18 protein-coding genes are annotated in these 20,406 nt (G+C 72.6%); 3 read left to right on the forward strand and 15 right to left on the reverse strand.

Annotation, left to right across the window (positions count from 1 at the left end; all coding sequences use genetic code 11):
* Positions 1–60 precede the first annotated feature (60 nt).
* The 5 genes from ACIBW9_RS38215 to ACIBW9_RS38235 all read right to left on the reverse strand — a co-directional run bounded on the left by ACIBW9_RS38215 (position 61) and on the right by ACIBW9_RS38235 (position 7,727).
* Positions 61–2,175 carry an SWIM zinc finger family protein gene (locus ACIBW9_RS38215; RefSeq protein WP_398962102.1) on the reverse strand — a complete coding sequence of 705 codons (2,115 nt, stop codon included), beginning with the start codon at positions 2,173–2,175 and terminating at the stop codon, positions 61–63.
* Positions 2,172–5,009, reverse strand: a complete 2,838-nt coding sequence (locus tag ACIBW9_RS38220; RefSeq protein ID WP_398962105.1) for a DEAD/DEAH box helicase — start codon at positions 5,007–5,009, stop codon at positions 2,172–2,174. Before ACIBW9_RS38220 ends, ACIBW9_RS38215 begins: the two co-directional genes overlap by 4 nt.
* A 101-nt stretch (positions 5,010–5,110) precedes the next feature.
* Positions 5,111–5,692, reverse strand: a complete 582-nt coding sequence (locus ACIBW9_RS38225; protein WP_398962108.1) for a sugar kinase — start codon at positions 5,690–5,692, stop codon at positions 5,111–5,113.
* Positions 5,689–6,837, reverse strand: coding sequence for an ROK family glucokinase (locus ACIBW9_RS38230; RefSeq protein ID WP_365834325.1), 1,149 nt, complete (start codon positions 6,835–6,837; stop codon positions 5,689–5,691). The genes ACIBW9_RS38225 and ACIBW9_RS38230 overlap by 4 nt, the downstream gene beginning before the upstream one ends.
* A 140-nt stretch (positions 6,838–6,977) precedes the next feature.
* Positions 6,978–7,727: a GntR family transcriptional regulator gene (locus tag ACIBW9_RS38235; RefSeq protein WP_398962173.1), complete on the reverse strand. Its 750-nt coding sequence runs from the start codon at positions 7,725–7,727 to the stop codon at positions 6,978–6,980.
* A gap of 117 nt (positions 7,728–7,844) precedes the next feature.
* Between ACIBW9_RS38235 and ACIBW9_RS38240 the strand changes: the two genes are divergently transcribed.
* Positions 7,845–8,867: a Gfo/Idh/MocA family oxidoreductase gene (locus ACIBW9_RS38240; RefSeq protein WP_398962110.1), complete on the forward strand. Its 1,023-nt coding sequence runs from the start codon at positions 7,845–7,847 to the stop codon at positions 8,865–8,867.
* Between the two features lie 160 nt (positions 8,868–9,027).
* On the opposite strand, the gene ACIBW9_RS38245 is transcribed toward ACIBW9_RS38240, so the two are convergent.
* The 4 genes from ACIBW9_RS38245 to ACIBW9_RS38260 form a co-directional block, all read right to left on the reverse strand.
* Positions 9,028–9,528 (reverse strand): hypothetical protein, encoded by a 501-nt coding sequence (locus ACIBW9_RS38245; protein WP_398962113.1) that lies wholly within the window; start codon positions 9,526–9,528, stop codon positions 9,028–9,030.
* Positions 9,529–9,560: 32 nt separating this feature from the next.
* Positions 9,561–10,745 (reverse strand): cytochrome P450, encoded by a 1,185-nt coding sequence (locus ACIBW9_RS38250; RefSeq protein ID WP_398962116.1) that lies wholly within the window; start codon positions 10,743–10,745, stop codon positions 9,561–9,563.
* Positions 10,746–10,903: 158 nt separating this feature from the next.
* A complete protein-coding gene (locus ACIBW9_RS38255; RefSeq protein ID WP_398962119.1) occupies positions 10,904–11,590 on the reverse strand; it encodes a response regulator in 687 nt (228 codons plus the stop codon).
* 47 nt (positions 11,591–11,637) lie between these two features.
* Complete coding sequence (locus tag ACIBW9_RS38260; protein ID WP_398962121.1) at positions 11,638–12,891, reverse strand: histidine kinase; 1,254 nt, start codon at positions 12,889–12,891, stop codon at positions 11,638–11,640.
* 168 nt (positions 12,892–13,059) lie between these two features.
* On the opposite strand from ACIBW9_RS38260, the gene ACIBW9_RS38265 reads away from it, so the two are divergent.
* Positions 13,060–13,260, forward strand: coding sequence for a hypothetical protein (locus tag ACIBW9_RS38265; protein WP_398962124.1), 201 nt, complete (start codon positions 13,060–13,062; stop codon positions 13,258–13,260).
* A 58-nt stretch (positions 13,261–13,318) separates the two neighbouring features.
* On the opposite strand, the gene ACIBW9_RS38270 is transcribed toward ACIBW9_RS38265, so the two are convergent.
* The 6 genes from ACIBW9_RS38270 to allB form a co-directional block, all read right to left on the reverse strand.
* A complete protein-coding gene (locus tag ACIBW9_RS38270) occupies positions 13,319–13,705 on the reverse strand; it encodes a ribonuclease domain-containing protein (RefSeq protein WP_398962127.1) in 387 nt (128 codons plus the stop codon).
* 85 nt (positions 13,706–13,790) lie between these two features.
* Positions 13,791–14,696: a DMT family transporter gene (locus ACIBW9_RS38275; RefSeq protein ID WP_398962130.1), complete on the reverse strand. Its 906-nt coding sequence runs from the start codon at positions 14,694–14,696 to the stop codon at positions 13,791–13,793.
* Positions 14,697–14,785: 89 nt separating this feature from the next.
* The gene (locus ACIBW9_RS38280) at positions 14,786–15,412 is read right to left on the reverse strand and encodes a dihydrofolate reductase family protein (protein WP_398962133.1); all 627 of its coding nucleotides are present in this window, start codon (positions 15,410–15,412) and stop codon (positions 14,786–14,788) included.
* Positions 15,413–15,529: 117 nt separating this feature from the next.
* A complete protein-coding gene (locus ACIBW9_RS38285) occupies positions 15,530–16,345 on the reverse strand; it encodes an AIM24 family protein (RefSeq protein WP_398962136.1) in 816 nt (271 codons plus the stop codon).
* A 188-nt stretch (positions 16,346–16,533) separates the two neighbouring features.
* Complete coding sequence (gene alc / locus ACIBW9_RS38290; RefSeq protein ID WP_398962139.1) at positions 16,534–17,664, reverse strand: allantoicase; 1,131 nt, start codon at positions 17,662–17,664, stop codon at positions 16,534–16,536.
* Between the two features lie 52 nt (positions 17,665–17,716).
* Positions 17,717–19,057, reverse strand: a complete 1,341-nt coding sequence (allB, locus tag ACIBW9_RS38295) for an allantoinase AllB (RefSeq protein WP_398962142.1) — start codon at positions 19,055–19,057, stop codon at positions 17,717–17,719.
* A gap of 267 nt (positions 19,058–19,324) precedes the next feature.
* Between allB and ACIBW9_RS38300 the strand changes: the two genes are divergently transcribed.
* Positions 19,325–20,131 carry an IclR family transcriptional regulator gene (locus tag ACIBW9_RS38300; RefSeq protein ID WP_398962144.1) on the forward strand — a complete coding sequence of 269 codons (807 nt, stop codon included), beginning with the start codon at positions 19,325–19,327 and terminating at the stop codon, positions 20,129–20,131.
* Positions 20,132–20,406: the final 275 nt, after the last annotated feature.

Raw genomic sequence — 20,406 nt, forward strand, 5'->3', positions numbered from 1 at the left:
TGCCGTGGGCCGTACACCTCGCGTCCGCACGGCAGTCGAGGCTGCGGGTGCGGCCTGCGCTCAGAGGTCGTTCGGTGTGCCCAGGCCCGTGAGGGCGCCGACCGGGTCGAGGTCCGGGGTGCCGCGGGGCCACCAGTCGTCGTGGCCCGGCTCCGACTCGTAGGCGTACCACAGGCCGTCGCGGCCGAGGCGGAGCTGGACATGGCCGCGGGGGTGGGTGAGGTGGTTGCGCCAGGGTCTGAAGGCGGGGAGGTCGGCGGCGAGGAGGAGGGGGCGGGCGCGGTCGAAGCGTCCCGCGGGCGGGTCCCAGGGTTCCTCCAGGACGGCGAGGCCTTCGATGCCGCCCTGCCGCCAGGCCGCGACCGCTCGGGCCAGCTCGGCCGGTGTGCGCCCGGCGGCCGCGGCGAGCGAGGCGTAGAGCGCGCGGGTGCCTGCCGTGAGGCCGGAGCCGGGGCGGGCGGCGGCGAGCCGGACGGCGTCCTGCCACAGCGTCAGCTCCGCCACCGGGTCGCGGCCGGTGCTGAGCAGCGCGTGGGCGCGGGCGGCGGCGTCGGTCGCCAGCTGGTCCAGCGCGAAGGGGTCGGGGCCGCCCGGGGCCGCCGGGTAGACCGGGGGCTGCTCGGGGTGCGGCGGGACGGGCAACGGGGCGGGGAGCGGCGGTAGTCGGCGGGACAGGACGGCTTCGGTCGCGCGCACGCCGGGGAGCGGGGCTGGTTCCTGCTCCTGGGCGGCGCGGGCCGCGCGTGTGGCGCTCAGGCGGGAGAGGGCGTCCAACAGCTCGCGCTCCCCGCGGCCGCGCAGCAGGAGCAGTACGAACGGGTCGGCGTCGAGGAGGCGTGCCGTCTGGTAGCAGAGGGCGGCGGCGTGTTTGCAGGGGTGGCCGCGATCGGGGCAGCTGCAGCGCGGGTCGAGGTCGCGCGGGCCCGGCAGCAGCGGCACTCCGCAGTCGACGAGGCCCTGGGGCAGCTCCTTGTCGAGCAGCGCCGCGATGTGCCCGGGCCGCTCGGCGGCGGCGTCCAGGAACCGCGCCCAGTCGGCGTCGTCCAGCGTGCGCAGCCGCACCTGTACGCGGTACGGGCGCGGGCGGCTGCCCTGCACATACGCGAGCACGAGTCCGGGCGTCACCGTGATGGCGTCCACATGGCCCTGCTCGGCATAAGCGCGGCCACGCGCCAGCCGCTTGGCGTCCAGCGCCCCCTCTTCCAAGGCCGTGACCCAGGCATTGCCCCACCACGTCTCCGCGAACCGGGTGTCGGCGGGAGACCCCGGGGAGGCCGGGGAACGGGAGGGTCGGGCCGGGAATGCGGGGAAGGTACGGCGCAGTTCGCTGTCGCGGCCGGGGGCGGCCATGGAGTGGCCGCGGGGGGCCGTGGGTCCGGTCGGGGATTCGCCGGGGAAGAGGGGTGGGGTGGAGCCGGGGGTGCCGGGGCCCTCGGCTTCGACGAAGTGCTCAGTGGCCGCGGCTGCTTGCGGGCCGTGACCGGACACGTGTGTCCGGGGGTTCGAACTCCGCTCCCTCGCACGGGGGTTGTCGTCCGGGCTCTCCGCCGGCCCGCTCGCCGAGGCAGGCATGGGGAAGGCGTCGGCAAGCAGCCCCTTCAGGTCCCGCGCCTGGACACCGGCAGCCCCTCGAGGCGCGCCGCCGCGACGTACGCCGCCCGCCGAGGCCGCCCGCCGCGCGCCTGCGGACCGCTCGGCATCCACCTGGGCCTGGCGCATCTCCGCCCGCGCGGCGCGCAACGCCTCACGCGCGACATCAGCGGGCCGCGCACCCGCAGGGTCGGCTCCCTCGCCCTGAGACCTCACGCCGGCACCCGGCACCCCACCGTCCGCTCCCGGCAGCCCGGAACTCGGAGCCTCACCCTCGCGCTCCGCGGTCGCTGCCGCGTCACTGCCTGGTGGGTCGCCGGGCGCGGCGGCGTCGTCCGGCAGAGGGCCGGGGGCGACGCGGCGCAGCGCCGCGCGGGCGGCGTCGGCGGGCCTTGCCTCGCTGCCCTGCGGGGCCTGCTCGTGCCCGGGGGGCTTCTGCGTCGCCGGCTCCTGGTCCGCGTCCCGCTCGGATGCGGGTTCGTGGCCCGCGGCGCTCCCCTGCTCCGGTCCTCGGGCGCCGGACCTCTCCCGTTGCCGTGCCTCCCTCAGTGCCCGGCGGGCCTCGTCGGCCGGGCCCGGGGTCATGTCGGCCTCCGGAGGGTGACCAGGTCGGTGAGTTCGCGGTCGGTCAGTTCGGTGAGGGCCGCCTCGCCGGAGCCGAGGATGGCGTCGGCCAACGCCCGCTTGGACTCCAGCATGTCGGCGATGCGGTCCTCGACCGTGCCTTCGGTGATGAGGCGGTGGACCTGGACCGGCTGGGTCTGCCCGATGCGATAGGCGCGGTCGGTGGCCTGTTCCTCGACCGCCGGGTTCCACCAGCGGTCGAAGTGGATGACATGGCCCGCGCGGGTCAGGTTCAGGCCGGTGCCGGCCGCCTTCAGGGACAGCACCAGGACCGGGGTCGCGCCGCTCTGGAAGCGGTCCACCATGCGTTCGCGCTCCGGGACCGGTGTGCCGCCGTGGAGCAGGTCCACCGGGACCGCCCGGGAGGCCAGGTGCGCGGTGATCAGGCGGGCCATCCCCACGTACTGGGTGAACACCAGCGCCGAGCCGTCCTCCGCGAGCAGGGTGTCCAACAGCTCGTCCAGGAGGGCGAGTTTGCCGGAGCGCGCGAGCAGCCGTTCGCCCTGGACGGCCTCCTCCTTGAGATACAGCGCAGGGTGGTTGCAGATCTGCTTCAGCGCGCCGAGCAGCTTGAGCACCAGGCCCCGGCGCGCGATGCCGTCCGAGGTCTCGATGGCCAGCATGGACTCCCGCACCACCGCCTCGTAGAGGGCGGCCTGTTCGCGGGTGAGCGGCACCGGGTGGTCCGTCTCCGTCTTGGGCGGCAGCTCCGGGACGATGCCGGGGTCGGACTTCTTGCGGCGCAGCAGGAAGGGGCGCACGAGACGGGCGAGGCGGGTCACCGCCTCCTCGTCCTCGCCGTTCTCCACGGCGCGCGCGTGCCGGGCGCGGAAGGACTTCAGGGGGCCGAGGAGTCCGGGTGTCGTCCAGTCGAGCAGGGCCCAGAGTTCGGAGAGGTTGTTCTCGACGGGCGTGCCGGTGAGGGCGACCCGCGCCGGGGACGGGATGGTGCGCAGGGCCTTCGCCGTCGCCGAGTACGGGTTCTTGACGTGCTGCGCCTCGTCCGCGACGACCATGCCCCAGCGCTGCTCGGCCAGCCGCGGTGCCGTCGTCCGCATCGTGCCGTAGGTGGTCAGGACGAAGCCGTCGGTCAGGTCGTCCAGGGTGCGGTCCGGGCCGTGGAAGCGGCGGACGGGGACGCCGGGCGCGAACCGGGTGATCTCCCGCTGCCAGTTGCCGAGCAGGGAGGCCGGGCAGACGACCAGGGTCGGCTCGCTGCGGGCGCGCTTGAGGTGCAGCGCGATGAGCGTGATCGTCTTGCCGAGCCCCATGTCGTCGGCGAGGCAGCCCCCGAGGCCTAGGGAGGTCATGAGGTCCAGCCAGGCCAGGCCCCGGAGCTGGTAGTCGCGGAGGGTGGCGTGCAGCTCCGGGGGCGGTTCGGCGGGACGTACCCCGGCGGTCAGACGGTCACGCAGGGCCGCCAGGGCGCCGACCGGTACCGCCTCGACCGTCTCGCCGTCGACGTCCGCGCTGCCGCTGAGCGCGACCGAGAGCGCGTCCACCGGGTCGAGCAGGCCCAGTTCGCGCTTGCGGGCCTTGCGGACCAGGGCGGGGTCGACCAGGACCCAGCGGTCCCGCAGCCGCACCACCGGGCGGTGCGCCTCGGCCAGGGCGTCCATCTCGGCCTCGCTGAGCGGGTCGCCGCCGAGCGCCAACTGCCAGCGGAACTGCAGGAGTTCCTCGCTCTCGAAGAAGCCGGTGCCGTCGGTCGCGGAGCCCGGCGCGGGCCGTACCACCGCGGCCGCGCTCAGGTCCTGGGCGAGGTCCCGGGGCCAGTGCACGGCGACCCCGGCGGCCGCGAGCCGGGTCGCCGCCACGCCGAGCAGTTCGCCCAGCTCCTCGTCGTACAGCGGCAGGACGTCGGGCACGTCCTGCTCGGAGAGCCGGTCCAGGGGAGGCCAGATGCGGGCCGCGCGCCGCACGGCGAGGGCCGCGTCCACGCGTGCGCGCGGGCCGAACGCCGCGTCCGCCTCGCCCGCCCACAGGGCTGCCGCGTCGGTGATCAGCGTGGGGTCGGCGAGGCTGTGCACCTGGACGATCGCGGCGCCCGCGGTGCGCACGGCATCGTCCCGGTCGAACAGCTCGTACGCCGACAGGTCGAGGCGGAGGGAGATCCGCACGCCCGCGTCCATGCCGGCGGCGACCTCGGCGGCCCAGTCGTGGGCTTCGGGCAGGCGCTGGGGGCGACGGTCGGCGAAGGGCCTGCCGGAGGCGTGCGGTGCGGCGGGGGTGCGCGGGAGGGTGTCGGCGACCGCGTCCAGGAAGGAGCGCATCAGCGCCTCCGGCTCGGGCAGCCTGAGCGGGCCCGGACCGGGCAGCGGGACCGCATGGCCCTCGTGCGGCAGGGCGGCGGCGACCGACCGGATGTGCGCGATGTCGTCCGGGTCCAGGGGGCCTGCCCGCCAGGCGTCGTGACCGGTGGGCGTCAGGCCGGGCAGCAGGCGTCCGCGGGCGACGAGCCGCAGTGCGTGCAGTGCGGCCGCGCCCCAGCAGGCGGTGGCGGGGTGGGCGGCCGGGTCGCGGCGGGCGCGGACGAGGTGGGGCAGCGCCTCGACGACGGGGAGACAGAGCGCGGGGGCGGTCCTGCGCCGTACTCCCGCGCCGTGCGGTCGTACGACCGTGAGCTCGGTGTCGCCGGAGGTCAGGGGGCCGCCCTCGGGATCCCAGAAGGCGATCCGGCCGTCCCGCGGCAGCGGGGCGGGCAGGAAGACGGCCGCGAGCCGGACGGGCACGGACTCCCCCGCGCCCTGCTCCCGCTCCTCCGCTCGCGCGGCCACCGCAACCATGTCGCGCATACGACCTGTCACCTCCCGTCCCATGAGTCGGATCAGACGTCTTCGACTCTACGGGCGGGGTCTGACAATCGGCTCCGGCGGGCGCGCCGAGGCCGGCCGCGTCACGGAACCGTGCGGGAGACGACGTAGAAGAACGGGTTGTTCCTGTTCCCCAGGCTCATCATGACGTACTGGGTGGGCTTGGGTGCCTTCTGCTCGTGGACCAGGCCGTACCAGGGGCCCGGGCTGGTGAAGTCCCAGCCGGTGATCTTCTGGTCCCGGGCGCTGATGGTGATGTCGCCCCGCTTGAGATCGGCGCGGGTGACGCCCATGTCGTGCAGGAAGACGTCGAGGTTGCGCAGGGGGGTCTGGAACTGGACGTAGAGACGGCTGGTCTTCCAGTTGTTCGTCTCGTAGCTCGCGACCTTGCCCGACGGGTGGGGCATCGGCACCTGGTAGAGGCGGCGCTGCACCTGGGACGGCCAGCCCTTGGTCAGACCGGTCGCCGCGTACTTGGCCTCCTTGTCCTTGCCGCTGTCGCGGCTCTGGTTGGCGGAGATCACCAGATAGCCGGCCGGTACGCCGATGAGCAGCACGATGATGAGCAGGGTGAGCGCCCGGCGGCGGATCTTGTGCCGGCGGTCCTCGGGCGGCCGGGACGGCTCGTCCGGGGGCAGGGCCTGACGCGGCAGCGAGGCGGTCATGCGCTGTCCCGGGCGGAGCGGCGGGTCTCCAGGTACCGCTCGTAGCGCTCGTGCCGCTCGACCCGGCGCCGGTTGGCGCGGCGGAAGCGGCGGGCGACCAGCCGGGCGAGGTCGGCGGCGCCGACCATGCCGGCCTCGGGGCCGAGCTGGGCGCGCGCGATACGGGCCTCGGGGCGGTAGCCGCGGCCGGTGAGCTGACGCTTGAAAGCGTCCCGGGCGGGGCCGATCAGCAGGTCGTCGGCGGCCGAGACGCCACCGCCGATCACGAAGCAGGACGGGTCCAGGGCGGCCGCCAGGTTGGCGATGCCGACGCCGAGCCACTGCCCGATGTCCTGCAGCAGTTCGATGCACATCGCGTCGCCCTCGCGGGCCAGCTCGGTGATCATGGGGCCGGTGATGTCGGCGATGTTGCCCTTGACGTGCTCGATGATCCCGTACGCCACCGGGGAGTCGGCGGCGGCCAGTTCCTTGGCCTCGCGGACCAGCGCGTTGCCGGAGCTGTACTGCTCCCAGCAGCCGCGGTTGCCGCACGGGCAGCGGTGGCCGCCGGGCACGACCTGCATATGGCCGAACTCACCCGCGACGCCGTACTTGCCGCGCTTGACCTGGCCGTCCTCCAGGATCGCGCCGCCGATGCCGGTGCCCAGCGTGATCATGACGAGGTGGTCCTCGCCGCGGCCGGCGCCGAAGCGCCACTCGGCCCAGGCGGCGGAGTTCGCGTCGTTGTCGACCAGGACCGGTACGGCCAGGCGGCCGGCGAGGCGGTCGCGCAGCGGTTCGTTGCGCCAGGACAGGTGCGGGGCGAACAGGATGCGGTTGCGGTCGGCGTCGACCCAGCCGGCCGCGCCGATGCCCACCGCGTGCACGTCGTGCCGGTCGGAGAGGTCGAGGACCAGTTCGACGATGGTGTCCTCGACGACCTTGGGGCTCTTGGACTTGTCCGGGGTCTCCGCGCGGAGCTTCTCCAGGATGTTGCCGTCGGCGTCGACGACGCCCGCCATCACTTTTGTGCCGCCGATGTCGATGCCGACCGTGGGCACGCGGGGTGCGGTCAGGTGGGAGCGGCGCTCCCGGGTGCCGACGGTACGGAGCGCGGGCGCACGCCTGGACCCTATGGGGGCGGTGAAGTTGCCGTAGGTGCTCATCAAGGCCCGATTCTGCCTCACCGTGGGTAAGGGTGCTGTGCGGGGGAGCACAGGGGGGCGCCGTGTGTGGCGAAGGCCGCAGACCCAACCGGTTTGTCCTGACATTGCGACGAACCGGGGCCGGCCCCGCCCCCGGCACCTCAGGACCGTACGAGCAACTGGAACTCGAACGAGTAGCGCGTCGGGCGGTAGGTGTGGGTGCCGTACTCGACCGCGCGGCCCGTGTCGTCGAAGGTGACACGCTGCATGGTGAGCAGGGGGGCGCCCTCGGTCTCGGCGAGGCGGTCGGCCTCGGCGGCCGTGGCGGCGCGGGCGCCGATCGTCTGGCGGGCGCTGTGCAGGGTGATCCCGGCGGCGCGCATCATGCGGTAGAGGCCGGTGGCCTCCAGCTGTGCGGTGTCCAGGTCGAGCAGGCCGGGCGGGATGAAGTTGCACAGGTGGGCCATCGGCTCACCGTGCGCCAGCCGCAGGCGCTCCACGCGGTGGACGTCGCTGCCCTCGGCCACGTTGAGGGCCGCGGCGACCTCGGCGGTCGCGGGTACGAGCGCGTTGACGAGCACCTTGGTGGCGGGACGCTGGCCGGCCGCCTCCAGGTCGTCGTAGAGGCTGGAGAGTTCCAGGGGGCGCTTGACCTGGCTGTGCACCACCTGAGTGCCCACGCCGCGGCGGCGGACCAGGAGGCCCTTCTCGACGAGCGACTGGATGGCCTGGCGGACTGTGGGCCTGGACAGGCCGAGCCGGGCGGCGAGCTCGATCTCGTTGCCCAGCAGGCTGCCGGGGGTGAGCGCTCCGTGCTCGATCGCCGCTTCGAGCTGCTGGGACAGCTGGAAGTACAACGGCACCGGAGAGCTCCGGTCCACACTGAGCTGGAGCGACGCGGTCGGGTCCACTTCTGGTTTCGGCACGGGGCGAGCGTAGCTCCACGAGTTGTTGACGGGAAGTTGTGTAGTTCGATTGTCCGGACATATGCATTGACAGCGTACGCACTGAACCCTCACTTTGTTTTCATGCGCATCGGGGTCATCGGTACGGGCCGGATCGGCACCATTCATGCGAAGACGCTCAGCCGCAACCGCGACGTGGGGTCGCTGATCCTCACGGATGTGGATCCGGCGCGGGCCCAGGAGCTCGCGCTCCGCCTCGGGGAGACGGCCGCGCCGGGGGTCGACGAGATCTTCAAGTGGGGCGTGGACGCCGTGGTGATCACGACGGCGACGTCGGCCCACGCCGAACTGATCGGTCGGGCAGCACGCTCGGGGCTCCCGGTGTTCTGCGAGAAGCCCATAGCGCTGGATCTGCCCGGCACCCTGCATGCCATCGGCGAGGTCGAGGCGGCCGGGACGATTCTGCAGATGGGCTTCCAGCGCCGCTTCGACGCGGGCTACACGGGCGCGCGCAACGCGGTGCTCGCGGGCCGGCTCGGGCGGCTGCACACCGTACGGGCGGTGACGTCCGACCAGGTGCCTCCCGCGCCGGGGTGGTTGCGGCTGTCCGGCGGGCTGTACCGGGACGCGATGATCCACGACTTCGACGCGCTGCGCTGGGTGACGGGGCACGAGGTCGTCGAGGTGTACGCGGCCGGGTCCGACGCGGGGCCGCCGATGTTCCGGGAGGCGGGTGACGTGGACACGGGGGCCGCGCTGCTCACGCTCGACGACGGCACTCTCGCCACGGCCACGGCGACGCGGCTGAACGGCGCCGGCTACGACGTCCGCATGGAGCTGGCCGGGGAACTGGACCAGATCGTCGTCGGCCTGGACGACCGCACGCCGATCGCTTCCACGGAGCCGACCGGGCCACCGGCCGCGGACAAGCCGTGGTCCGGCTTCCTGGAGCGCTTCGGGCCCGCCTACGAGGCCGAGCTGGCCGCGTTCGTCGAGGTGGTCCTCGGCCAGCGCCCCAACCCCTGCGACGGCCGCGAAGCCCTCCAGGCGCTACGCATCGCCGAGGCCTGCGAGGTCTCCCGACGGGAACGCAGACAGGTGGCACTCGCGGAAATCCCGGGCCGGGCGGAGTCCGCCTTCAGGTGAACCACCGCGCTCCGAGGACCAGGCCGACGACAGCTGGCCAATCCCTGCGACGGCCGCGAAGCCCTGCACGCGTAGCGCATCGCCGAGGCCTGCGAGGTCTCCCGACGGGAACGCAGACAGGTGGCACTCGCGGAAATCCCGGGCCGGGCGGAGTCCGCCTTCAGGTGAGCAGGCGTATCGCGGGCGCCGCGGTGTCCGTCGCCATGAGGGACTCGCAGTGGGCGCATCTCAGTTCGTGCGGCCGGGACAGATTGGTCTGGATGCCGTTCGTGCCCGACTCCTTGGTCTTCGGGCAGTGGTAGCGCAGGTTCAGACGCACCCAGGGGTGGCTGGTGGGCGCCGTTCCCCGTCTGCTGTCCCTCACGTCCTCGAAGGGGGCCCACCAGAAGTCCACCAGGGCCCGCAGCGCGAGCCGCTCGGAACCGGAGGTCGTGTCGTACGCGGCGATCCGGCCCGCGGTGTAGTGACTGCGCAAACCGCTGCGGCTGCCCGAGCACAGCGCCCGTTCGGCGCCGCGCTCGTAGACCGTGGTGCGGCCGGTCCGCTCGCAGATGAAGCAGTCCACGCTGAACTCGAGCTTGGAACTCCAGTGCAGATGGTGGAAGTCGTCGCCGCCGAACAGTCCGGTCAGCTCGGCGGTGATCTCCGCGGTGCGCAGCACGCATGCCCCCTGAAAACGTCCGGATCGGTGTTCTACCAGCGCACCGGCAGGCTGCGCACCCCGCGCATCAGCATGCCGGGGAGCCAGTTGCCGGGCCGGGCGTCGAGGGTCAGGCCGGGGGCGCGTCGCAGGAGGGTGCGGATCGCTGTGCGGGCCTCGAGGCGGGCCAGGGGGGCGCCGAGGCAGTAGTGGATGCCGTGGCCGAAGGCCAGGTGGCCGCGGGTGTCGCGGTGGATGTCGAAGCGGTCCGGGGCGGGGTAGCGCAGTCCGTCGCGGTCCGCGGCGCTGAGGCCGACCATCACGAAGTCGCCCTTCTCGACCCGGGTGCCGCCGATCTCCAGGGGTTCGGCGGCGAACCGGAACGTGGCGTTCTCCACCGGCCCTTCGTAGCGCAGCGTCTCCTCGACCACGCCGTCGACGAGGCTCAAGTCGGCGCGCAGGGCGGCGAGTTGGTCCGGGTGGGTGAGCAGGGCGTGGACCGCGTTGCCGATCAGGTTGACCGTCGTCTCGTGCCCGGCGATGAGCAGGATGAAGGCCATGCCGCGCAGTTCGCCCGGGGAGAGCCGGTCGCCGTCCTCGGCGGTGGTGCGGATCAGGTCGCTGAGCAGGTCGCCGCTCGGCCCGGAGCACCGCTTGTCCTCGATCAGCTCGGTGAGGTACTCGGCGAGCCGCGTGAACGCGTTGTGTTCGAGGTCCGCGTCGGTCGGCGCGACCGCCTCCGAGGACATCTTGCGGAACTCACCGCGGTCCAACTCCGGTACGCCGAGCAGCTCGCAGATGACGGTGATCGGCAGCGGATACGCCAAGGAGTCCACCAGGTCGGCGCGGCCGTGCGGCAGCATCGCGTCGAGCAGTTGGTCGGTGATCTCCTGGATCCTGGGCCGCAGTTCCTCCACGCGGCGCATGGTGAAGGCCCGGGAGACCAGGCCCCGCAGGCGTGTGTGCTGGGGCGGGTCGGAAGCCAGCAGGTGCTTGCCGATCAGCTCCTCGTCGAGGAACAGCATGCCGATCCTGCTGCTGTCCTTGGCCAGCCGCGGGTCGGCGAGCGCCGTGCGCGCCTCCTCGTGGCCGACGACGAGCCAGGTCACGTGGTGCTGGTCGGGCGGGGGCAGCCGCACCCGGTGCACCGGCCCGCGCTCACGCAGGTGCGCGTACACGGGATGCGGGTCCTCGCGGAACCCGTCGCCGAACTCCCCCAGGTCGATCAAGTCCGCCATGCTCTCCCCGTCCCGCCCCGTCCCCCGCCCGGAATCCCCCCGGTGCACCGACAACGCACGGCGGACGCCGTCAGTGCCCGTCCGCCGGACGGATCCCGCGGGGCGCGACACGCCACGAGGACGCCGCAACCGATCGACCGGCACGTCCCGCGGAGCACTCAGTGCCCGTCCCCGCCCCCGTCCGACTCCTCCAGGAGGCCCGCGTCGTACGCCAACAGGGCGACCTGCACACGGTTGTTGAGGTCGAGCTTGGCCAGGATGCGGGAGACATGGGTCTTGACGGTGGCGACGCTCATGAAGAGCGTGGCGGCGATCTCGGCGTTGGACAGGCCGCGGCCGACCGCGACGGCGACCTCGCGTTCGCGGTCGTTGAGGGCGTCGATGCGCACGCGCGCGTGCGTGCGCCGGGTGTCGGCCCCGGAGCCCGCGGCGTGCTCCATCAACTGCCGTGTGACGGTGGGCGACAGCACGGGGTCGCCCACCGCGACCCGGCGCACGGCGTCGACGATCTCGGCGGGCGGGGTGTCCTTCAGGACGAACCCGGCGGCACCCGCGCGCAGGGCGCGCAGTACCTGTTCGTCGGCGTGGAAGGTGGTGAGGACCACGACCTGCGGGGCGTCCTTGCGGCCCCGCAGCCGCTCGGTGGCCGTCAGGCCGTCCACCGACGGCATCCGGATGTCCATGAGGACCACGTCCGGGCGGGTGCGGTCGACGAGTTCCTCGACCTCGGCGCCGTCGGCGGCCTCGCCGACGATCTCGATGTCCTCGGCGCCGCCCATCATCAGGGACAGCCCGGCCCGCACCAGGGGGTCGTCGTCGACGAGGAGCAGTCTGATCGCAGTCATGGGCCTTACGTAATCACGGTGGGCGGGGCCGCCGCGCCCGGGTCGCGTCATCCCCAGGGCAGCCAGGCCCGCACCCGGAACCCGCCGTCCGGCTCCGGCCCGTGCTCCAGCCGGCCACCGGTCAGGGTGGCCCGTTCCGTCAGCCCGATCAGCCCCTGCCCGGAGCCGGGCACCGCGGGCACCTCCCCCTCCGGGGCGGGATTGCGTACGTCCACGACGAGGCCCTCGCCCGGGGCGCCCGTGACGGAGACGGTGACCTCGGTGCCGGGGGCGTGTTTGCGGGCGTTGGTCAGGGCCTCCTGGGCGATGCGGTACGCGGTGCGGCCGACGGAGGAGGGGACTGCGGCGGGGTCGGTGACGCGGCTTGCGAGCGTGACCTTCATGCCGGCCTCGCGGCACTCGGCGACCAGCCCGTCCAGCGCGGCGAGCGTCGGCTGCGGGCGGCCCGCGTCGTCGGGCTCGCCCGCCCGCAGGACGCCGATGATCTCCCGCAGGTCCTGGAGGGCCTCGTGCGCGCTCTCCCGGATGACGCCGGCCGCCCGTGCGACCTCCTCCCGGGGTGCGTCGGGCCGGAACTCCAGGGCACCCGCGTGCACGCTCAGCAGGGTCAGCCGGTGTGCGAGGACGTCGTGCATCTCGCGGGCGATGGCCTCGCGGGCCAGCCGCTGCGCCTGCTCGGCGCGCAGCTGCGCCTCCGTCTCGGCACGCCGGGCGCGGTCGCGCAGGCTCACCATCAGCTGACGCTTGGACCGTACGAACATGCCCCAGCCGATGACGGCGAGGCTGAACAGCTCCGCGAACGCGACCGCCCCCGCGTACGGCAGGTCGGGGTCCGGGCGCAGCCAGAAGAACAGCGGAATCAGCGCGAGGGAGATGCCGCCGATCCACGCGACGTACCGGAAGGGCCGGTGCACGGCGAGGGTGAAGACGGCGACCATCCCGGCGCCGCCCGCCGTGTTCGACAGGAGGCCGACGGGGATCATCGCGACGGCCAGCCCGAGCGGCCAGCGGCGGCGCGCCCACACCGCGGCGCAGGACAGCGCACCGAGCAGCTGGTCGACGACGGCGAGGGCGTGCGGGGTGTGCGTGTCGTGGTGCAGGGTGTCCGCGGCCGCCAGACCGATGGCCACGGCGAGCAGGAAGCAGGTGAAGTCGACGATCCAGTCCCGCACGGTGCGCCGGGGCCGCCCGGGCCGCCCGGCGTCGGGGTCGATCTCGTGCAGCAGGGCCGACGGGAACAGCCATCTGCGGCCGATGACCCCCGCGGCCGGTGTCGGCTTGTCATCCCTCACGGTCGACAAATCTACGCAGTGCGGCGTGCCGTCACCCCTCCGCACGGAGGATCCCCGACCAAAGTTGCACCACTGGAGACTTTCGGCGCGCGCCGCCACCGGACGGTGGACTTCCGGCAGTCACGACTCGCCCCGCGGCCGATGTCTGTGGGGGGTCCGCGGGGCGAGGGTCGGAGTGTGAAGCAGTTGCTGGAGCTCCTCGGATTCATCGCCCTGGTGCAGGGCGTGCTGGGCCTGGTGCACGAGTTCACCCACTGGCATGTGGGTCTGGTGCAACGGCTCGGCTTGCTCGACGGCTACGGGGTCTACGTGAGCGTCGCCCTGGTGGTGCTGGCGCTCGCGCTGTTCGCCGCCGCGGAGAGCCGGAAGTCCGGATGAGCGCCGACCGGACTTCCGGCGCACCGCTCCCTCGGAGCGACCGAGCGGGGGAAGTCGCTCAGCAGCCGAAGTCGATCAGGTTGAACGTGGCGTAGTGGTCCGAGGTGTAGTAGTCCTCCTGGGTCTCCTCACCGGTCACGATGCGGCGGGCACCGCGCGTGGAGGAGCCGGGGGTGATGACCGTGTACTCGTGGTAGTACCCGGACGGCTCGCTGGGCAGGACATGTTCACGGTTCGAGAAGACGGTGCCGTCCTGCGAGTACGGGTACGGCCCGCCCTGTGCGATCAGGTCGAGGGTGTCGTACGCCTGGGAGGGCAGGGCGCTGTAGCAGATGCTGCCGACCGCGGCGGACGCCGGGGTGGCGGTGACGGCGCCGCCCACGAGGAGGGCGGACAGCAGGGCGGCTGCGGCACCGATGCGAGTGGTGCGTGTGGGGGATGTCATGCCCTCATGATGACGCGCGTAGACAGTGGCATGTCAATGTCAAGTCCGGAGAATTTCCCGTCAAGTCCGATGAGTTTTCCGGACGTTAACCTGCGCTCCTGCGTCCCCACGCGGTCCCCACAAGCACCAGCGCACCGCCCGTCAGACCGAGGGCTCCGAGCCGTTCCCCGCCGAGCACGATGCCGGCCGCGGCGGCCCACAGGGGCTCGGTGCCGAGCAGCAGGCTGACCCGCGAGGGGGAGGTCCGGCGCACGGCCCACATCTGCACGAAGAACGCGAACAGTGTGCAGCACACGGACAGGAACAGCAGCCCGGCCCACTCGCGCGCCCCGAAGCCGGCCGCCGTGGCCCACGGTGTGGCGTCGGCGCCGAAGGACAGGACCGCGAACACCGCGACGGCGGCGCCCAGCTGGACCGTGGTGAGCGACAGTGCGTCGGCGCCCTGGACGGCCTTGATGCGGGACATGGCCAGGACGTGCACGGTGCGGGCGAGGGCGGCGAGCAGCATCAGCAGGTCGCCGAGGGAGGGGCGGGTGAAGCCGCCGCCCTGGGTGAGCAGGACGACGCCGAGCACGGAGAGTCCGGCCGCCGCGAGGAACGCCCGCGGGGGCCGGACGCGGGTGACGGCGGCCTCGGCGAGCGGGGTGAAGATCATGGTGAGGCTGATGATGAGGCCGGCGTTGGTCGCCGAGGTGTGGACGACGCCGTACGTCTCCAGCAGGAAGATCCCGCCGAGGATCAGCCCGAGCAGGGCGGCGCCGCGCCACTGGGCGGCGGTGAGGCCGCACAGGGAGCGCCGCGCGACGAGGGCGAGCGCGGGCAGGACCACGGTGAAGCGCAGTACCAGCACGGCGAGCACCGTCCGGCCGGTGGTGATGTCCTTGGCGGCGAGATAGCTCGCGCCCCACACGACCGCCACGAGCAGCACGGGCAGATCGGTGAGCCAGGCCCGGCGGGGCGTGAGCGGGCGCGGTACGGCGATCGACGACATGGGGCGGCTCTCCCGGTCTCCGACGGATGTGCGGAGACATCGGCGGCTCCACGGGGAGCGATCACCGTACCGGCGCGGCTGATCTCGGGCTAGGCGTTTTCCGGGAGCTCGTACGAGCCGTAGTCGGGCCGTCCGGCCACGTCGTACGTCTGGATGGAGACCCCGGCGGGGGTGGTACGGCCGCCGGTGCGGCGGAACTTGGTCGGTACGGCGCCCTCCCTGAAGAGACGGAGGCCGGTGCCGAGCACCACCGGGAACGTCACCAGGTGGACGGTGTCGAGGAGGCCGAGGTCCAGCAGCGACTGGACGAGGGCGCCGCTGCCGTGCACCTGGAGCTCGCCGTCGGTGCGCTCCTTGAGGGCGGAGACCTCCTTGGCGAGGTCTCCGCCGATCACCGTCGTGCCGGACCAGGCGGGGTCGCTGAGGGTGGACGACGGGACGTACTTCGGCAGCGCGTTCAGCTGGGCGGCGATGCGGTTGGCGGGGTCGGTCACCTTCGGCCAGTAGGCGGCGAAGATGTCGTACGTGCGGCGGCCGAGGAGGAACGCGGCGGGGCGCTCGAAGACCTCGCCGACGAACCGGCCGAAGTCCTCGTCGCCGTAGACGAAACTCCAGCCGCCGTGCTCGAAGCCGCCCCGGGTGTCCTCCTGGGGGCCGCCGGGGGCCTGGTAGACGCCGTCGAGGGTGACGAAGATCGTGGAGACGAGCTTGCCCATGGTGGGTGCCTGCTTCCTGGTGCGGGGTCTGTTGTCATCACCTCAGACCCCACCGGCGCCCGCAACTCATCGGTCGGCCGCAGGGCGCCTCACCCGGCGTGCGTCATCCGGCGTTCGTCATCCGGCGTTCGTGGAGAACAGTCCGCCCGTCGGGCCCTGCTTGTCGCCGCCCTGGGCCTTCTTCAGGGCGTTCGCCAGGCTCTCGATGGTGAGGGACTGCAGGATCACCCGGCCGTTGCCCTCCAGGGTCGCCAGGGACAGGCCCTCGCCGCCGAAGACGGCGTTCATGATCCCCTGGCGGTTGAGGCCGCCGACGCGCTGGACGCCGTACTGGATGCCCTCCTCGAAGGCGACGACGCAGCCCGTGTCGACCTCGATGCGGCCACCGAAGTCGGCCGGGTTCAGGTCGATGAAGTTGCCGGCGCCCGCGATGATCACCGTGCCGTGCCCGGTGAACTTCTCCAGGATGAAGCCCTCGCCGCCGCTCATGCCGGTGCGGCCGCCCTGGAAGGCGATGCCGAAGTCGACGGTGGACTCGGCGGCCACGAAGGCGTCCTTCTCGGCGAACCACGCGCGCGTGCCGTCCAGTTCCAGGGCGCGCATCTCACCCGGGAGCACGCCCGCGAAGCCGACGGTGCCCTCGCCGCCCTGTGCGCTGAAGTACTGGAACGCCATCGACTCGCCCGCGAGCATGCGCTGGCCGACCTGCATGGCCGTGCCCATGGCCTGGCGCAGCATGCCGCCCATGCCGCCGCCACCGCCGCCCTGGGACTGCCCGCCGCTGTTCGACGGACCGGAGAGGCGGGTCTCCATGGTCACGTTCACCGTCTTGAACAGGAACTTGCCCGCCTCGCAGTAGACGGTCTGGCCGGGGCTCAGGTTGACGACCGCCATCTGCATGGCGTTGCCGACGATCTCTTGCTGAAGTGTCACGTGGGGAGAACGCGGGAGGTGGAGGAAAAGGTTCCGGCCTGGTCCGGAGAGGTCTTCGCCCCCGCCGCCCCTTCCCGTCCCGACCCTGGGGGCTGCCGCCCCCATACCCCCGCTTCGGCCTGAACGGCCTCGTCCTCAAACGCCGGACGGGCTGAAAAACCAGCCCCTCCGGCGAGGAAGAGTCTGCGTCAGCCGCCCAGTTCCTGGTGACGGGCCGCCAGCGCCGTGGCGCCGGCTTCCGTCAGGGAGCCGTACAGCCGCAGCCGCGAGATCCCCCCGTCCGGGAAGATGTCCACGCGCGCGTGGGTGCCGACCGCCGGGCTCGGCAGGACGAAGCGGTGGTTGGTGTCGGGCTGCAGGCGGGTGCGCGGCAGGATCTCGCGCCAGTCGCCGTCCTCACCGTCCTTCACCGACACCGCGGCCCACCCCGCGCTGTTCCCCTTCAGATACGCCGTGTCGATCTCGATCGCACGGATCTGCGACTGGGCCACCAGGCGGTAGCGGATCCAGTCGTTGCCCTGGTCGCGGCGGCGACGGGTCTCCCAGCCGTCGTCCATCTTGCGGGAGCGGCCCGGCTGGATGGTGTTCGTGGCCGGGGAGTAGAAGAGGTTGGAGGCGTCCTCGGCCTGGCCGCCGTTCTCCAGGGCGACGACGTCGAAGGTGCCCAGGGTCGCCAGCCACTCGGGGTCCGGAACGACCTCGCCGTACACGCGCAGGCGCGCGATGCCGCCGTCGGGGTGCTGGTTGACCCGCAGATGGGTGAAGCGCTGTTCGGCCGAGACGGCGAAGCCGTTGGCCGCGTGGCCGCCGGCCGGGGTGCGCGGGACGAGGGTCGTCCACTTCACGTCGCCGCCCAGGAGCTCCTCCGGGGACGGGGAGCCGGGTACCGAGGTGGCCTCGACCGAGACCGCCTGCGGGTAGTTGCCGCGGAAGTGGGCCGTGTCGACCACGATCCCGCGTACGACACCCGGCGCTCCCAGCCGGACCAGCGCCCAGTCGTGGTCCTCGGCCGTGGGCCACGGGTGGTCGGCGGAGGCGCCGCGGCGGCGGCGGGTCTCCCAGCCGTCCATGATCTTGCCCTTGTGCCCGAAGTGCTCGGGGTCGAACTCGGCCCGCTCGGGCACCAGCAGGTTCTCGCGCTGCGCGAAGAACTCGTCGTTGGCGGCGATCACTCCGGCCCCGAGGCGCCGGTCGGCGAGGTTGGCGTACTGGGTGAAGGGGAAGTCGGCGGTGCGGTAGTCGGCGTACGGGTCACCGCCTCCGTACGGGTTCGCGTCGCCGGTGAAACTGGCCAAACGGGATTGATGCTGCGCCGTCACGGTGATCAGGTCGTCCTTTCGATGTCGGCCGCTGCGGGTGCGGGAGGGTCGTTCAGTGGTCGCGGGTGAGCAGCCGTCCCTTCGGCCCGGTGAACTCGCCGTCCGCGACGATGCGTTCGCCGCGCAGCCAGGTCGACTTCACGACGCCGTACAGCGTCTTGCCCGCGTACGCCGTCACGCGGTTGCGGTGCTGGAGGGCCGCCGGGTCCACGGTGAAGGTCTCGTCGGGTGCGAGGACCGCGAAGTCGGCGTCGCGGCCGGCCTCGATGGCTCCCTTGCGGGTGTCCAGGCCCACCAGTTCCGCCGTGCGCGCGGACATCCAGCGGACCACGTCCTCCAGGCCGTGCCCGCGCCTGCGCGCCTCGGTCCACACCGCGGCCAGGCTCAGCTGGAGGCCGGAGATGCCGCCCCAGGCGGTCGCGAAGTCGTCCGTCTTGAGGTCGGCCGTGGACGGGGAGTGGTCGGTGACCACGCAGTCGATGGTGCCGTCCGCCAGCGCCTGCCACAGCAGGTCCTGGTTGGCGGCCTCCCGGATGGGCGGACAGCACTTGAACTCGCTTGCGCCGTCCGGCACTTCCTCGGCCGTCAAGGTCAGATAGTGGGGGCAGGTCTCGACCGTGATGCGCACACCCTCGGCCTTCGCCTCGGCGATCAGCGGGAGCGCGTCGCTCGATGACAGGTGCAGGACGTGCACGCGCGCGCCCAGACGCTTCGCCTGGGCGATGAGCTGGGCGATCGCCGTGTCCTCGGCGTCGCGCGGGCGGGAGGCGAGGAAGTCGGCGTACTTGGGGCCGCCGTGCTGCGGGGCCGCGTCCAGGTGGTGCGGGTCCTCGGCGTGCACGATCAGCAGACCGCCGAAGGAGGCGATCTCGGCCAGGGACTGGGCGAGCTGGTCGTGGTCGAGGTGCGGGAACTCGTCCACCCCGGACGGCGACAGGAACGCCTTGAAGCCGAAGACCCCGGACTCGTGCAGTGGGCGCAGGTCCTTGACGTTGTCGGGCAGGGCGCCGCCCCAGAAGCCGACGTCGATGTGCGCCTTGTCGGCGGCGACCGCCTGCTTCGTACGGAGGTTGTCGACCGTCGTGGTCGGCGGGATGGAGTTGAGCGGCATGTCGACGAGGGTGGTGATGCCGCCGGCCGCCGCAGCGCGGGTGGCGGTCCAGAAGCCCTCCCACTCGGTGCGTCCGGGATCGTTGACGTGCACGTGCGTGTCGACCAGGCCGGGCAGCAGGACGTCGTCGGCGAAGTCCTCCAGGCGGGCACCGGCGGGTACGGCGACCTCGTACGGGAGCACGGCCGTGATCCTGCCGCCGGCGACCGTGACCGTGGCGGGACGCGTTCCCTCGGGTGTGATGACGCGCGTCGAGCGCAGCACCAGCTCTGTGTCGGACACCCGGACCCCTCTCAGCCGCCGCGATGACTTCCACGCGATTTACTTCCGCGTAACGGAATTCAACTTTCTGTTGAAGGAGTCTTCACTCCCGCTTCCGCGCCGTCAAGGGCACACTTCTCCACAGTGCACTCCCTGCATCCACTCTGGACGTTTCCACAAAGCGGAATTAGAATTCCAGCAAGCAGAACGTAGCTATGCACAAGCAGGGAGTCAACCGACCGGCGGGTAGGCTTCTGCTCTTCCCGCCAGCCCCGAAAGGAACGCGCCGTGCCGACGTCCAGCGCCAGCGACGCCCCCGCAGTAGACGCCGCCAAGTCCAACGGCGGTGGCGTCCAGTCCCTCGAGCGCGCCTTCGATCTGCTGGAACGGATGGCGGACGCGGGCGGCGAGGTGGGGCTGAGCGAGCTCTCCGCGAGCAGCGGGCTGCCGCTGCCCACCATTCACCGGCTGATGCGCACGCTCGTGGCCTGCGGATACGTCCGCCAGCAGGCCAACCGACGGTATGCGCTCGGTCCGCGCCTGATCCGTCTCGGCGAGTCCGCCGCCCGACTGCTCGGCACCTGGGCGCGGCCCTATCTGGCCCGCCTGGTGGAGGAGACCGGCGAGACGGCGAACATGGCGCTGCTCGACGGCGACGAGATCGTCTACGTGGCCCAGGTGCCGTCCAAGCACTCGATGCGGATGTTCACCGAGGTGGGCCGCCGGGTGCTGCCGCACTCCACGGGCGTCGGCAAGGCGCTGCTCGCGAACACCCCGGACGACGAGGTGCGCGCCCTGCTCTCCCGCACCGGCATGCCCGCCGCCACGGACAGGACGATCACCACGCCGGAGGGCTTCCTGGCCGCCCTCGAGGACGTGCGCCGGGACGGCTACGCGGTCGACGACAACGAGCAGGAGATGGGGGTGCGCTGCCTCGCCGTCTCCGTGCCCAACTCCCCCACCGCGGCCGCCATTTCGATCTCGGGCCCGGCGGGCCGGGTCACGGAGGCGGCGACGGAGAAGATCGTTCCGGTGCTGCAGCAGGTGGCGGTGGAACTGTCGGAGGCACTCGCAAGCTCGGGGCCGGCGGCCTAGCCAGGCCCTGTCGTTTGGATCAGCTCGGCGTCGCGGGCCCTGGCACGCACTCCCCCACTACATCAAGGGCGTGGGGGACCCCAGCGGCGTTGTCGTCACTCTCCCCCACTCTCGAATTCGCTCGAGCGGGAGGGGCCCCATCGCTCCGCGTCGCCCGCCGCGGCCGCGGCTGACGTCACAGCCTCCTCCGCCTTGCAGCTGCACGCTCCCCCACTCTCGGCTTCGCCCGAGCGGGGGGACCCCTCATGACCCCGCTCGGGGCGGCTGCAAGGCGC

This window comes from Streptomyces sp. NPDC049541, from assembly GCF_044465725.1.
GTDB lineage: Bacteria > Actinomycetota > Actinomycetes > Streptomycetales > Streptomycetaceae > Streptomyces.

Excerpts from the sequence above, each read along its gene's own strand:
- ACIBW9_RS38215 (WP_398962102.1), bottom strand. The coding sequence starts at position 2,175 with ATGACCCCGGGCCCGGCCGACGAGGCCCGCCGGGCACTGAGGGAGGCA.
- ACIBW9_RS38220 (WP_398962105.1), bottom strand. The coding sequence starts at position 5,009 with ATGCGCGACATGGTTGCGGTGGCCGCGCGAGCGGAGGAGCGGGAGCAG.
- ACIBW9_RS38225 (WP_398962108.1), bottom strand. The coding sequence starts at position 5,692 with ATGACCGCCTCGCTGCCGCGTCAGGCCCTGCCCCCGGACGAGCCGTCC.
- ACIBW9_RS38230 (WP_365834325.1), bottom strand. The coding sequence starts at position 6,837 with ATGAGCACCTACGGCAACTTCACCGCCCCCATAGGGTCCAGGCGTGCG.
- ACIBW9_RS38240 (WP_398962110.1), top strand. The coding sequence starts at position 7,845 with ATGCGCATCGGGGTCATCGGTACGGGCCGGATCGGCACCATTCATGCG.
- ACIBW9_RS38250 (WP_398962116.1), bottom strand. The coding sequence starts at position 10,745 with ATGGCGGACTTGATCGACCTGGGGGAGTTCGGCGACGGGTTCCGCGAG.
- ACIBW9_RS38255 (WP_398962119.1), bottom strand. The coding sequence starts at position 11,590 with ATGACTGCGATCAGACTGCTCCTCGTCGACGACGACCCCCTGGTGCGG.
- ACIBW9_RS38270 (WP_398962127.1), bottom strand. The coding sequence starts at position 13,705 with ATGACATCCCCCACACGCACCACTCGCATCGGTGCCGCAGCCGCCCTG.
- ACIBW9_RS38275 (WP_398962130.1), bottom strand. The coding sequence starts at position 14,696 with ATGTCGTCGATCGCCGTACCGCGCCCGCTCACGCCCCGCCGGGCCTGG.
- ACIBW9_RS38280 (WP_398962133.1), bottom strand. The coding sequence starts at position 15,412 with ATGGGCAAGCTCGTCTCCACGATCTTCGTCACCCTCGACGGCGTCTAC.